Here is a 12,964-nt window from a genome sequence, read left to right on the forward strand (position 1 = left end):
CTGGTTGACTGGAACCATGGGTACCGCGATGTTCCCCCTGGGCGCCGTCCTCTTCCCGCACACGCCCCTGGCGCTGCGCATCTTCGAGGAGCGCTACCTCGTCATGCTCGGTCGGCTGCTCGATGAGACCGACCCCTCGTTCGGTGTGGTCCTCATCGAGCGCGGCAGCGAGACCGGTGGGGGCGACCAGCGCTTCGCCGTCGGCACGATGGCGCAGCTGAGTCACGTCGTGCCGCAGGCCGGCCAGATGCAGATCGTCGCCCGCGGTACCGAACGCTTCGAGATCGTGGGGTGGCTCGACGACGCACCGTACCCCCGGGCCGATGTGCGGGCCCTCCCCGACCTCGAATGGAACGACGCGCTCGCCCCTCTGCTCGAGGAGGCCGAGCGCATCGTGCGGCGGGTGCTGGGGCGTGCTCAGCAGTTCGGCGGCACCCGGTGGGATGCCGAAGTCGAACTGTCGGAGGAACCCCTGCCCCGGGCCTGGCAGATCGCCGCGATCGCGCCGCTCGGCGAGCTGGACCAGATGGAGCTGCTGCGCTCGGCGACCCTCGGCGGTCTGCTGCGCGCCACGATCGACCTCACCCTCGCCGCGGAGCCCCTGCTGGCCGATCCCGTGCCCGATGGCGTGATCGTCGTCGACGACGAGGACGACGACAGCCTCTGACCCCGGCGCGACGGGCTCGTCCACCGCGACCCCCCACGACGACGAGGCCGGCCCCTCGTTCGGGACCGACCTCGCCGTACGGATGCGTCGTCAGTTCAGTGCGCGCACCGACGAGGGGATGACGCCGTCGCCGTAGAGGTCGATCGCCAGATCCTGCAGGGCGGTCAGGGCGACGCGCTGGGTCTGCGGACCGTACGAGATGCGGGCGACGCCGAGCGCCTCGTATTCGGCCGCGGTGAGCGCGCCCGGCACGCCGATGACGCTGAGCGTGCGCTCCCCCAGCCCCTCGACCAGGCGCCGGGTGGTCTCGGCATCCAGCAGTCCGGGCACGAACACCGAGGTCGCCCCGGCAGCGAGGAAGGCGCGGCCGCGCTCGATGGCATCCGCCACCTTGTCGTCGAGCGGACGGTCGGCGCCCTTGAGGAACACGTCGGTGCGGGCGTTCAGCACGAACGGCACGCCCTCGGCCTCACCCGCCGCGATGACGGCCTCGACCGCGGCGACCGCGTCGGCCAGCGGCTTCACCTTGTCTTCGACGTTGGCGCCGACCACACCCACGCCGATGGCGCGGCGGGTCGTCTCACCGGGGTTGCCGAAGCCGGAGTCGAGGTCGGCCGTGACCGGCACATCGACGGCGGCGACGATGCGACCGACCATGTCGAGCATGAGCTCGACGGGGATGTTCTCGCCGTCTTCGTAGCCGAAGGTCGCGGCGATCGAGTGACCGGCCGTCGCGAGGGCCTTCGTCTCGGGCAGGGCGGCGATCGCCCGCGCCGAGACGACGTCCCAGATGTTCACGACCCGCAAGATCTCGGGGGCGGTGTGCAACCGCGCGAACGACTGTGCCTTGTCGCTGAGAGCGCTCATGCGTGCACGCCCCCTTCGTTGTTCGATCCGTCGGCCAGGGCTTCGGCGATGAGGGTCTCTCCCCCGCCGAACCGGATGAAGCGGCCGATGGCGGCGGGCTGCACGAGCGCCGCCGCGGCGACGGCGGCGACATCGGCGCGGCCGACCTCGGCCTTGCCCTGCGGCGCGGTCGTGATGCGTCCCGAGGCGGGGTCGTCGGTCAGGGTGCCGGGGCCCAGGATCGTCCAGTCGAGGTCGCTCGCGCGCAGGTGGTCGTCGGCGGCGAGCTTGGCGTCGGCGTACGCGTAGAACGCGTCGTCGGGGTCGATGCCGTGGTCGGGGGTCGATCCGATCCACGACACCATGACGAACCGGCGCACGCCCGCGCGAGATGCGGCGTCGACGGCGCGCTGCGCAGCGTCGCGGTCGACGGCGTAGGTGCGCTCCGCGCTGCCTCCGCCCGCTCCCGCGGACCAGATCACGGCGTCGGCGCCCGAGAAGGCCTCGGCCATCTCATCGGTGTCGGCGTTCTCGACGTCGAGCACGAGCGGCGTCGCGCCGGCCTGCTCGATGTCTGCCGCCTGGTCGGGGTTGCGGATGACCGAGGTGGCCTCGTCTCCGCGCTCGGCCAGCAGCCGAGCGAGATGCAGGGCCACCTTTCCGTGGCCCCCGATGATCACGATGCGTTCCATGTCGTTGTCCTCCCGCGTTGTCGATCGTCGTTCGTGATCGACCGTACGCCGCACCACCGACAGCCGCGGGCGGGGTTGACGCCCTTACTCGACGTCTCCGTCCACGTAGACCCAGCGGCCCCCGCGGCGGACGAACCGGCTGCGTTCGTGCAGCTCCCCAGCCCGCCCGTCGTGGCGGTACCGGGCACGGAACTCCACGATCGCGGCATCCCCGTCTTCGCGGGCCTCCACCACCTCGAGGGCCGTCCACTCGGTGCCGTCGTCGGCGACGACCTCGTCGGGGCGGGTCCGCGGATGCCACGACCGCACCAGGTGCGTCGTGTGACCCACGACGAACGCGGTGTAGCGCGAACGCATGAGCCGCTCCGCGCTCGGCGCCGCTCCCCCGTCGAGGATCGGCGCGCAGCACGTGGCGAAGATCCCACCGCCGCACGGACAGGGTGCCGCCGCAAGAGGACGACGGGAAGCCGAGCCGAAGGACATCCCGACAGCCTAGGACGGAGGCCGTGCCCCCGTGCCAGGATGACTCCCGTGACCGATCGCATCATGCTCCTCGACACCGCGTCGCTGTACTTCCGCGCCTTCTACGGCGTTCCCGACAAAGTCAAGGCGGCCGACGGCACCTCGGTGAACGCCGTGCGGGGCCTGCTCGACATGATCGCGAAGCTCGTCTCCACCTACGAACCCACGCGTCTCGTCGCCTGCTGGGACGACGATTGGCGCCCGGCGTGGCGCGTCGACCTGATCCCGAGCTACAAGGCCCACCGCGTCGTCGAGGCCGTTCCCGTCGGCGCCGACGTCGAAGAGGTCCCCGATCCGCTCGAGGCCCAGATCCCGCTCATCCGTAAGGCTCTCGCCGTGCTCGGCATCCCCGTCGTCGGCGCGGCCGAACACGAGGCCGACGACGTGATCGGCGCCCTCGCGACCCACGCCGACGTCCCCGTCGACATCGTCACGGGCGACCGCGATCTGTTCCAGCTGATCGACGATGAGCGCGGCGTGCGCATCGTCTACACGGCCCGCGGCATGAGCAACCTCGAGATCGTCGACGACGCGGCCGTGCTCGGCAGGTACGGCGTGCACGCCGCGCAGTACGCCGACTTCGCGGTGCTGCGCGGCGATCCCTCCGACGGCCTGCCCGGTGTCTCGGGCATCGGCGAGAAGTCGGCGGCGTCGTTGCTCACCGCCCACGGCTCGCTCGACGGCATCCGGGCGGCGGTCGCCGACGGTTCCGCGGGCACCCCGAGCCAGCGTGCGAAGATCGCCGCTGCCGCCGACTACCTCGACGTCGCGCCCGCCGTGGTCCGCGTCGCCCGTGACCTCACCTTCGCGCCCTTCGACGATCACCTGGGGGCCGCGGACGAGCCCGCCGCTCACGCACTGGCCGAGAAGTGGAACCTGGGATCGTCGATGACCCGCGCGCTGACCGCGCTCGACCGCTGAGTCTCAGCGCGAGCGTTCCAGCCACTCCCGCAGGCGATCGAGGGGCCACGTCGTGACGATGCGATCGACGGGCACCTTCGCCGCCTCCGCGCGTGCGGCTCCGTAGTCCAGCAGCGACAGCTGCCCGGGCGCGTGCGCGTCGGAGTCGATCGAGAAGAGGCACCCCGCCTCGATCGCCAGGGCCAGCAGCTCGTCGGGCGGGTCCTGACGCTCCGGACGCGAATTGATCTCGACCGCCACCCCCGAGGCCGCGCATGCCGCGAAGACCGCCTCGGCGTCGAAGTCCGACGGCGGACGCGTCCCCCGCGCCCCCTCGACGAGCCGCCCGGTGACGTGCCCCAGCACGTCGACCCGCGGGTCCCCCGCCGCGGCGACCAACCGTCGTGTCATCGGAGCGCGTTCCATGCGCAGCTTCGAATGAGCGGATGCCACCACCACGTCGAGCTCGTGCAGCAACGCGTCTTCCTGGTCGAGGTCGCCCTCGTCGAGGATGTCGACTTCGATCCCGGTGAGCAGCGTGAAACCGTCACCGCGGTGCCCCCGGACGATCTCCATCTGCGCCCGCAGACGCTCGGGCGAGAGGCCATTGGCCACGGTGAGGCGCGGCGAATGGTCGGTGAGAGCCAGGTACTCGTGACCCAGCCCCCGCGCGGCCTCGACCATCGCCTCGATCGGGGTGAGCCCGTCCGACCATTCGCTGTGGCTGTGCAGGTCGCCGCGCAGCTTCGCCCGCACGTCCGCACCGCCCACCGGCGCGTTCTCGGCCCGCAGGGCCGCCAGTCGCTCCGGGACACCGCCCGCCAGCGCCTGCTGGATCACCGCGAAGGTCGACTCGCCGATCCCCGCGCGTCGCCGAAGACCCGGGTCGCGCAACTCGTCGTCGCTCAGCCCCTCGATCGCGGCCGCGGCGGTGCGGAACGCCTTCGACTTGTATCGCGACGACCGTTCCCGCTCGAGCAGATAGGCGATCTCGGTGAGCGCGTCGAGCGGGTGCACGACGGCCTACTCCGCCAGAGCCTTCGTGGTGTCCACCCAGTCGGTGAGCTTGGCTGCGGCACGGCCGTCGTCGACGGCGGCGGCGGCGTCGGCCATCGCCTCGGCGAGGCGTTCGATGATCGGACGCTGCACCTCGGCGGCATCCTGGAACAGTCGGTACGACACCAGACCCGCGGCGGCGTTGAGCAGCACGATGTCGCGCACCGGACCGGTCTCGCCTCCCAGCACGCGCCGCACCACCTCGGCGTTGTGATCGGGGGAACCACCGAGAAGGTCGTCGATCTCGGCGAGGGGGATGCCGAGATCCCGGGGATCGAGATCGTGCTCGTGCACGTCGCCGCGACTGATCTCCCAGACGCGACTGTGGCCGGTCGTGGTCAGTTCGTCGAGGCCGTCGTCGCCGCGGAACACGAGCGCCGTCGCGCCGCGGGTACGGAACACGCCGGTGATGAGGGGAACGCGATCGAGGTGCGCGACACCGACGGCGTTCGCCTCGGCGCGCGCCGGGTTGCACAGCGGCCCGAGGAAGTTGAAGACGGTGGGAACGCCCAGCTCCGCGCGCGTCGAAGCCGCGTGGCGGAACCCCGGGTGGAACGCCGAGGCGAAGGCGAAGGTGATGCCGGTGCGCTCGAGCGTCGCGGCGACCTGCTCCGGAGTCAGCGTCAGCGCGACGCCCAGCGACGAGAGCACGTCGGAGGATCCGGATGCCGAGCTCGCCGCCCGGTTGCCGTGCTTGACCACGGGGACTCCCGACGCCGCCGCCACCACCGCCGCCATGGTCGACACGTTCACGGTGCCGTACCTGTCGCCACCGGTGCCCACGATGTCGAGCACCTCGGCGCGCACGGGAAGCGGCACGGCCGCCTCGAGGATCGCGTCGCGGAAGCCGACGATCTCTTCGACCGTCTCGCCCTTGGCCCGCAGGGCCATCAGGAATCCGCCCAGCTGCGAGGGCGTCGCCTCGCCCGCCATGACCTTGCGCATGGCCCACGTCGACTCGGACACGCTGAGGTCGTTGCCGGCCAGCAGCGCCGAGAGCAGATCGGGCCAGGTGAAACGTTCCGCCATGCCATGATCCTTCCACACGCGTGTCGCCGATCCGCGCGGTCCGCGCGTCTGATGGAACCCACGCCGTACCGGGGATTCCTTGCAGATTCTGAGGCTTCCCTAAGTCTCGACGATGGAATATCTCAAGTTGAGGATGGGAATATCGGGCTCCGTCATCGCGCATAATGGAACGGTGACGACCTCAGCGACGTATTCCCAGGCCGTGCGTGCCGTGAAGCGGCCCGACCCGGTCGCGGTGGGCACCATCGTGTGGCTGGGCAGCGAGGTCATGTTCTTCGCCGGCCTGTTCGCGATCTACTTCACCCTGCGCAGCACCTCCGCGCCCCTGTGGGCCGAAGAGACGCAGCTGCTCAACGTCCCCTTCGCGACCGTCAACACGATCATCCTCGTGTTGTCCTCGGTCACGTGCCAGATGGGCGTCTTCGCCGCGGAGCGGTACCAGCCGTACCGCACCGGCAAGGCCACCGGCATCCTGAAGTGGGGAATGGTGGAGTGGTTCTACCTCACCTTCATCCTCGGCGCGGTCTTCGTGTCGGGTCAGGTGTGGGAGTACGCGACGCTGGTCGCCGAGGGCATGCCCATCAGCGCCAACCCCTACGCCTCGGCCTTCTACATCACCACCGGCTTCCACGCCCTGCACGTGACGGGTGGCCTCATCGCCTTCCTGCTCGTGATCGGTCGTGCCTACGCCGTGAAGAACTTCGGCCGCAAAGAGATGACCACCTCGATCGTCGTGTCGTACTACTGGCACTTCGTCGACGTCGTCTGGATCGCCCTGTTCTTCGTCATCTACTTCCTCAAGTAAGAGAGCTGCACTTCACATGGCACGCGAGAAGAAGACTCGTCGGGCGTCCGGACGCCGTAGTCCCCTGGCCGCCGCTGCACTGATCGGCATCGGACTCCTCCTCACCGGAGGCGTCTACGCCGGCGCATCGGCCGCGATGGCGGCGACCAACGCCACCCCCACGAGCGAAGCGAACTCGGCGACGGCGGTCGAAGAGGGCCAGAAGCTCTTCCAGGCCAACTGCGCCACCTGCCACGGCCTCGACCTGCAGGGCAGCCAGCAGGGCCCGTCGCTGTTCGGCGTCGGTGAGCTGTCGGTGCACTTCCAGGTGTCCACCGGCCGCATGCCCCTGCAGGCGCAGGGTCCCCAGGCTCCCGTGAAGCCGGTGCAGTTCACCGACGAGCAGATCAACGCGATCGCCGCGTACGTGCAGTCGTCGGCCCCCGGCCCGACGTACCCCACCGACGAGCTGGTCGACGGTGAGGGCGACCTGTCGCACGGTGCCGAGCTGTTCCGCATCAACTGCGCGATGTGCCACAACGTCGCCGGCGCCGGTGGCGCGCTCACCGAGGGCAAGTGGGCCCCCGACCTGCACACCGTCAGCCCGGTCAACATGTACGCCGCGATGGTCACCGGCCCGCAGAACATGCCGGTCTTCAACGACCTGAACCTCACCCCCGAAGACAAGCGCGACGTCATCTCGTACCTGATGTACCTCCAGAAGTCCGAATCCCCCGGCGGTTACGCCCTCGGGTCGTTGGGTCCGGTCTCGGAGGGTCTGTTCATCTGGATCTTCGGTATCGGGGCGTTGATCGCCCTCACCGTGTGGATCACGGCGAAGTCCAACTGACCGTCGTTCTCGACATTACGTAAACGCACGAGGAGCACCATGGCACACGAGGACGACGCACTCGAGCACGAGAGGGCTTCCTGGAAGCCCGGCTCGGGGCTCGCCGTCGCGGTTCCCGACGCCGTTCAGAACCCCGGCCTCCCGGGGCACCGTCAGCGCATGACCGATCAGGACCCGCAGGCGATGAAGCGTGCGGTTCGCACGGTCTACACCCTGTTCTACTTCTCGGTCGCGGCGAGCATCTGGGCGAGCATCGCCTACATGATCTTCCCGATCGAGTCGGGCGCGTTGATCGACATCCGCTACAACAACCTCTTCATCGGTCTGGGCATCGCCTTCGCGCTGCTCTCGATCGGTATCGGCGCCATCCACTGGTCCAAGTCGGTCATGTCCGACAAGGAGTACATCGAGGACCGCCACGCCACCCGTGGGCGCGACGAGGTGCGCGAAGCAGCCATCAACGTGTTCGTCGAGGGCGACAAGGAGTCCGGCTTCGGCCGTCGCGAGATCATCCGCAACTCGCTGTTCGCCGCTCTCGCCGCCTCCGTCATCCCCGGCATCACGCTGTTCCGCGGTCTTGCTCCGCAGGATCAGGACCCCGTGAAGCTCCTCAGCCACACCATGTGGAAAGAGGGCTCCCGCCTGTCGCACGACCCGTCCGGTCGTCCGATCCGTGCGGCCGACGTCACCATCGGCTCCGCCTTCCACGTCATCCCGGAAGAGCTCGCCAGCCTCGGCCACGACGAGGGCTACCTCGAAGAGAAGGCCAAGGCGATCGTGCTGCTGATGCGTCTGCAGCCCGAGCAGCTGAACCCCGACACCAACAACATGGACTGGTCGTACGACGGCATCGTCGCGTACTCCAAGGTCTGCACGCACGTCGGCTGCCCCGTGGCGCTGTACGAGCAGCAGACCCACCACCTCCTGTGCCCCTGCCACCAGTCGCAGTTCGACGTCGCCAATGGCGCGGCCGTCATCTTCGGCCCGGCCGCCCGTCCCCTGCCGCAGCTCCCCATCTCCGTCGACGCCGAGGGCTACCTCGTCGCGCAGAGTGACTTCCACGAGCCCGTCGGCCCCAGCTTCTGGGAGCGCTCATGAGCACCGGTACCCATCCCACCGAGAACGTCACCTCCGCGCCCGCGGTGCACGCAGGTGCCCCGGCGACCGCCGGCCGCGACGGCAAGCCCCTGGGCGGACGCTTCGTCGGTGCCGCTGCGAACTATCTCGACGAGCGCACGAGCATCTCGGGCATCGTCAAAGAGATGGGTCGCAAGATCTTCCCCGACCACTGGTCGTTCATGCTGGGTGAGATCGCGCTGTGGAGCTTCGTCGTCGTGCTGCTGTCCGGCACGTTCCTGACGTTCTTCTTCCAGGCGTCGATGGTCGAGACGCACTACAACGGCGCCTACGAGCCCATGCGCGGCATCGCGATGTCGGCGGCCATGGAATCGGCGCTGCACATCTCGTTCGACCTCCGCGGTGGACTGCTCGTCCGTCAGATCCACCACTGGGCCGCCCTGGTGTTCGTGGCCGGTATCGGCGTTCACATGCTGCGCGTGTTCTTCACCGGTGCGTTCCGCAAGCCGCGCGAACTCAACTGGGTCGTCGGCTTCATCCTCTTCATCCTGGCGATGGCCGAGGGCTTCACCGGCTACTCGCTCCCTGACGACCTGCTCTCGGGCAACGGCCTCCGCATCATCGACGGCATGATCAAGGGTCTGCCGATCATCGGCACGTGGACCTCGTTCCTGCTGTTCGGCGGGGAGTTCCCCGGCACCGCGATCGTGGGCCGTCTGTACACGCTGCACATCCTGCTGCTGCCGGCCATCCTGGTCGCACTGCTGGCCGTGCACCTCATGTTGATGATCATCAACAAGCACACGCAGTTCGCCGGCCCCGCCCGTACGAACAGCAACGTCGTCGGCTACCCGATCCTCCCCGTCTACGCGTCCAAGATGGGTGGCTTCTTCTTCATCACGTTCGGTGTGATCGTCTTGATCGCCGCGCTCGTGACGATCAACCCGATCTGGAACTACGGACCCTACGACCCGTCGCCGGTGTCGGCCGGAACCCAGCCCGACTGGTACATCGGCTTCGCCGACGGCATGCTGCGCCTCATCCCGCCGCACCTCGAGTTCGTGCTGTTCGATCACACGTTCTCGTGGAACATCATCATCCCCGTCGGCGTGCTGGGCCTGTTCATCGTCCTCGTGCTGATCTACCCCTTCATCGAGGCGTGGGTCACCGGCGACAAGCGTGAGCACCACATCGCACAGCGTCCGCGCAACGCGGCGACGCGCACCGCCATCGGTGCGGCGGGTGTGACGTTCTACGCGGTCATGTGGGCGGCGGCGTCGTCGGACATCATCGCCACGCACTTCCACCTCACGATGGAAGGTGTCATCCACGTCCTGCAGGCCCTGCTGATCGTGGGCCCGATCCTCGCCTACTTCGTCACCAAGCGCATCTGCATCGCGCTGCAGAAGAAGGACCGTGAGATCGCACTGCACGGCTACGAGTCCGGACGCATCGTGCGCCTCCCCGGTGGCGAGTACATCGAGGTGCACCAGCCCGTCGACGAGTTCGAGCGCTGGAAGCTGGTCGACAACGAGGAGTACGCTCCCCTCGTCGTCCGCCCGAACGCGAACGGGCAGATCCCCTGGCACGAGAACCTTCGTGCGTCGGTGTCGCGCTGGTTCTTCGAGGACCGCCTCGCGCCGCTGACGCAGGCCGAGCTCGACGCGGCTGTCGCTCACCAGCACCACGAGCTCGACCACATCGCGCACGAGGAAGCCGACGAGATCGCCGGCGCCAACGCCCGTGCCGATGAAGACGGCCGCCCGCCCATGGCGATCGGTGAGCGCACCGAGGTCGAGCTTCCCGCTCCGAAGGGCCTCGAGGAGCGCAACCGCCCTCACGGTGACAAGAGCGAGTAACCCTCGATACGAAACCCCGGTGCTTCGGCACCGGGGTGTCGTCGTTTCCGCCGGTGCGCACCGAGGCGCACGTGCACCCCACCCGCCATCGCAACGTACGCCCGTCGGCATCCACCAGGTCGCACCCGCGGCGGTGCGCGAGACCGACGTGGCAGGATGCTGCGGAGGGCTGGCGTGTCTGCCCCTCCCCCGACTCGGCGTCCGACCATAGCGTGGGAGCATGACCCTCGCACACGAGTACTTCTCGACACGCCTCGCCTTCGAGACGGATCCCTCCGATGTCTACGCGGCGCAGAAGGCGGGAGAACGTTTCGTTCTCATCGACGTGCGAGGAGACGACGCGTGGCTTCAGGGCCGCGTCTCGGGCGCCGTTCACATGCCGTACCGGGACATCGCCGAGCGGGCCGCCACCGAGATCCCGGCCGACATGCCCGTCGTGGTCTATTGCTGGAGCCCCGGGTGCAATGCCGGGCAGAAGGGTGCACTCGAGTTCTCGCGGCTGGGCTACGCGGTCCGCGAGATGATCGGCGGGTACGAGTACTGGGTGCGCGAGGGGCAGCCGTTCGAGAACGACGAGGGTCCGTGCGAGCGGGTGTTCGATCCGACAGTCATGGTGGTGCGTCGCTGACACTGACCGGCGGCTCCTAGGAGACCGGGGCCCCGTTTCCTCGCAACGCGCCAGGGCGGGCCGCCGCGCCCATCAGAGAAGGCGGCGCACGGCCTCTGAGAGCATCGCCGCACCGTCTCGTCGGCGCTGTCACCGCCGCACTGCTCGCCACCGAACTGACAGACAGTCAGTGACGCAAAAGCCGCGCGGACGCGATGAGCAGTACTGACCGAGCCACCTCAGCACGTCGACTGGGCAACTCCACCTGCCAGGACGATGATGGTCGACAGAATGAAAGTCCACGCCAGCGAAGAGACGACCATGCGCCGCAAGGACCGCGCCGCAAGAAGCGCAACCACGTTCGCACCCACCAGCGCGAGCGACGGTGCAATCGAGACGATTGCGCCCGACATCATCTCCGCCCCCCGTGACGAGCCGCCGCTGAGTCCGAAGGACAACGAAGCAGCGATGACCACTCCGTAGAGCCCGAGGACGATGACCGAGCAGACAAGGGCGAGCCAGAGGAGCCACGCCGCCCCACTGACGCGGGCGGCCAACATCGACAGCGCACCCGCACACACAGCAAGAACAGTCACCCCGATCGCGGAGCCTCCGAGCATCGCCGGGTCGAGCAGGCTGCACTGTGCCACCTCGCGCCACACCAGCACACCCGCCCACCAGAGACCCGCAGCCGCACCCACCGACCACAGGACTCCTGCGGCTGCGACCACGAATCTCAAGACCGACCGCGTGCGAGCGTTCCCCGCGAGGGAGCTCATGGCTTCCGTTCCGGGCTCACAGCGACTGGCCTCGCCGACCGCTTTGCATCCCGAGTGTCTCATCACGAGACAACAGCGCAGCGTCGCGAGAGCGTCCACCACGCGGGATTGTCAGCCCCACCGCTAAACCGCCAACCACCAGCCCGATGGCCAACAGGCCAATTATGGCCGGCAGCAAGATAGTCGGTGCCGCCGCCTGGTCTTCCAGGTCGAGAGACGACCCAATCTCATCGAGCCACGTGCCGTATTGCGTGCCGTAGACGACAAGCAGCGCAATCATGGTCAGTCCGATCGCCGCAGTGAGTAGCCCCCAAATGATCCCGCGCACCTGGACAGCTTTGCAGGATGAGAGGCGATGCGGAACCAATCAGTTCCGCACCACTGAGATGACGGGGATTTCCACGTGCGGCGGCGTGACAAGTGAGCTGTGACCCGTCGGCGTCGTCGGATGATCAACACGACGGGTCCCGCCAGGCCCGGCCCGGCCAGACGTCGTACGCCTCAGGCTGTTTCGACGTCCTCAGCGAACCAGCGCGCAGCAGAACCCGAGAAGACGGGCTCGCTCGCGATCGGCTCGTCGTCGTCGACGACGTCGCACACGACGACCGTCACGTTGTCACGCGTTCCGGCCTCGAGAGCGAGCGCGACGGCGGAGGCGGCCGCAGCGCGGGGATCCGAAGCCTCGGCGATGATCCGGGCGACGTCGGTTTCCGGAACGTAGTCGGTCAACCCATCGCTGCACAGCACCCAGCGGTCACCGACGACCGGGGGGCGCTCGGCGACGGACACGACGTCGCCCTCGGCGCCCCCGAGCGAGGCCGTGATGATGTTGCGACGCGGGTGGGCCGCAGCGGCCTCCGGCGGGATGATGCCGTGATCGACGAGAGCCTGCACGTACGAGTCATCACGCGTCTCTCGAGTGAACTCGCCGTCGCGGAGCAGATAGGCGCGAGAGTCGCCGGTGTGAGCCAGCAGCAGGTCGCCGCCCGTGCTGAGGAACAGACCGGTGAAGGTCGTCGCCATCCCTTGGAGCGCGGGGTCACGCTCGACATGGGCGCGGATATCCCAGTTCGCCTCGCGAATGCGCACCAGGAGTCCATCGGCGTCGAGGCCACCGCCCCGAGTCGCGACAAGTCGGTGCAGGAGCGCCGCGGAGGCGAGGTCTCCCGACGGGCCTCCACCGACGCCGTCTGCCACTGCCGCACCCCAGGACGCCGCGAAGGCGGCGTCCTGATTGGTGGGACGGTGGGAGCCGGCGTCGGAGACGGCGGCCGCGATCAGCCGAACGGGCACAGG

Annotated in this window: 15 protein-coding genes; 7 read left to right on the forward strand and 8 right to left on the reverse strand. The window is 68.7% G+C overall.

The window, feature by feature from the left end; genetic code table 11:
- The first annotated feature begins 16 nt into the window (after positions 1 to 16).
- Positions 17 to 667 (forward strand): LON peptidase substrate-binding domain-containing protein, encoded by a 651-nt coding sequence (locus IFU40_RS08715; RefSeq protein WP_191926090.1) that lies wholly within the window; start codon positions 17 to 19, stop codon positions 665 to 667.
- 90 nt (positions 668 to 757) lie between these two features.
- Here the strand turns inward: IFU40_RS08715 and IFU40_RS08720 are convergent, their stop codons facing one another.
- From IFU40_RS08720 to IFU40_RS08730, 3 genes are all read right to left on the reverse strand, one after another.
- Positions 758 to 1,534 (reverse strand): isocitrate lyase/PEP mutase family protein, encoded by a 777-nt coding sequence (locus IFU40_RS08720; protein ID WP_055835633.1) that lies wholly within the window; start codon positions 1,532 to 1,534, stop codon positions 758 to 760.
- Positions 1,531 to 2,205: an SDR family oxidoreductase gene (locus IFU40_RS08725; RefSeq protein ID WP_191926091.1), complete on the reverse strand. Its 675-nt coding sequence runs from the start codon at positions 2,203 to 2,205 to the stop codon at positions 1,531 to 1,533. Before IFU40_RS08725 ends, IFU40_RS08720 begins: the two co-directional genes overlap by 4 nt.
- An 84-nt stretch (positions 2,206 to 2,289) precedes the next feature.
- The gene (locus IFU40_RS08730; protein ID WP_191926092.1) at positions 2,290 to 2,688 is read right to left on the reverse strand and encodes a YchJ family protein; all 399 of its coding nucleotides are present in this window, start codon (positions 2,686 to 2,688) and stop codon (positions 2,290 to 2,292) included.
- Between the two features lie 48 nt (positions 2,689 to 2,736).
- Between IFU40_RS08730 and IFU40_RS08735 the strand changes: the two genes are divergently transcribed.
- Positions 2,737 to 3,648, forward strand: a complete 912-nt coding sequence (locus tag IFU40_RS08735; protein WP_191926093.1) for a 5'-3' exonuclease — start codon at positions 2,737 to 2,739, stop codon at positions 3,646 to 3,648.
- Between the two features lie 3 nt (positions 3,649 to 3,651).
- On the opposite strand, the gene IFU40_RS08740 is transcribed toward IFU40_RS08735, so the two are convergent.
- Positions 3,652 to 4,644 (reverse strand): PHP domain-containing protein, encoded by a 993-nt coding sequence (locus IFU40_RS08740; RefSeq protein ID WP_070408112.1) that lies wholly within the window; start codon positions 4,642 to 4,644, stop codon positions 3,652 to 3,654.
- A gap of 6 nt (positions 4,645 to 4,650) precedes the next feature.
- On the reverse strand, positions 4,651 to 5,712 hold the full coding sequence (gene trpD, locus IFU40_RS08745) for an anthranilate phosphoribosyltransferase (protein ID WP_191926094.1): 1,062 nt from the start codon (positions 5,710 to 5,712) through the stop codon (positions 4,651 to 4,653).
- A gap of 133 nt (positions 5,713 to 5,845) precedes the next feature.
- On the opposite strand from trpD, the gene ctaE reads away from it, so the two are divergent.
- The 5 genes from ctaE to IFU40_RS08770 all read left to right on the forward strand — a co-directional run bounded on the left by ctaE (position 5,846) and on the right by IFU40_RS08770 (position 10,910).
- Positions 5,846 to 6,517, forward strand: a complete 672-nt coding sequence (gene ctaE / locus IFU40_RS08750; protein ID WP_055835614.1) for an aa3-type cytochrome oxidase subunit III — start codon at positions 5,846 to 5,848, stop codon at positions 6,515 to 6,517.
- A 16-nt stretch (positions 6,518 to 6,533) separates the two neighbouring features.
- Positions 6,534 to 7,346: a cytochrome bc1 complex diheme cytochrome c subunit gene (gene qcrC / locus IFU40_RS08755; RefSeq protein WP_055835609.1), complete on the forward strand. Its 813-nt coding sequence runs from the start codon at positions 6,534 to 6,536 to the stop codon at positions 7,344 to 7,346.
- A gap of 39 nt (positions 7,347 to 7,385) precedes the next feature.
- A complete protein-coding gene (gene qcrA / locus IFU40_RS08760; protein ID WP_055835606.1) occupies positions 7,386 to 8,444 on the forward strand; it encodes a cytochrome bc1 complex Rieske iron-sulfur subunit in 1,059 nt (352 codons plus the stop codon).
- Entirely contained in the window at positions 8,441 to 10,282 is a 1,842-nt protein-coding gene (gene qcrB / locus IFU40_RS08765; protein ID WP_191926095.1) for a cytochrome bc1 complex cytochrome b subunit, read from the forward strand. Before qcrA ends, qcrB begins: the two co-directional genes overlap by 4 nt.
- A 220-nt stretch (positions 10,283 to 10,502) precedes the next feature.
- Entirely contained in the window at positions 10,503 to 10,910 is a 408-nt protein-coding gene (locus IFU40_RS08770; protein WP_191926096.1) for a rhodanese-like domain-containing protein, read from the forward strand.
- 218 nt (positions 10,911 to 11,128) lie between these two features.
- Here IFU40_RS08770 and IFU40_RS08775 read toward each other — a convergent pair whose 3' ends face one another.
- The 3 genes from IFU40_RS08775 to IFU40_RS08785 all read right to left on the reverse strand — a co-directional run bounded on the left by IFU40_RS08775 (position 11,129) and on the right by IFU40_RS08785 (position 12,961).
- The gene (locus IFU40_RS08775; protein WP_191926097.1) at positions 11,129 to 11,557 is read right to left on the reverse strand and encodes a hypothetical protein; all 429 of its coding nucleotides are present in this window, start codon (positions 11,555 to 11,557) and stop codon (positions 11,129 to 11,131) included.
- 127 nt (positions 11,558 to 11,684) lie between these two features.
- Entirely contained in the window at positions 11,685 to 11,948 is a 264-nt protein-coding gene (locus tag IFU40_RS08780; RefSeq protein ID WP_191926098.1) for a hypothetical protein, read from the reverse strand.
- 221 nt (positions 11,949 to 12,169) lie between these two features.
- Positions 12,170 to 12,961 (reverse strand): protein phosphatase 2C domain-containing protein, encoded by a 792-nt coding sequence (locus IFU40_RS08785; RefSeq protein WP_191926099.1) that lies wholly within the window; start codon positions 12,959 to 12,961, stop codon positions 12,170 to 12,172.
- Positions 12,962 to 12,964: the final 3 nt, after the last annotated feature.

The organism is Microbacterium sp. CFBP 13617 (assembly GCF_014839445.1).
GTDB lineage: Bacteria > Actinomycetota > Actinomycetes > Actinomycetales > Microbacteriaceae > Microbacterium.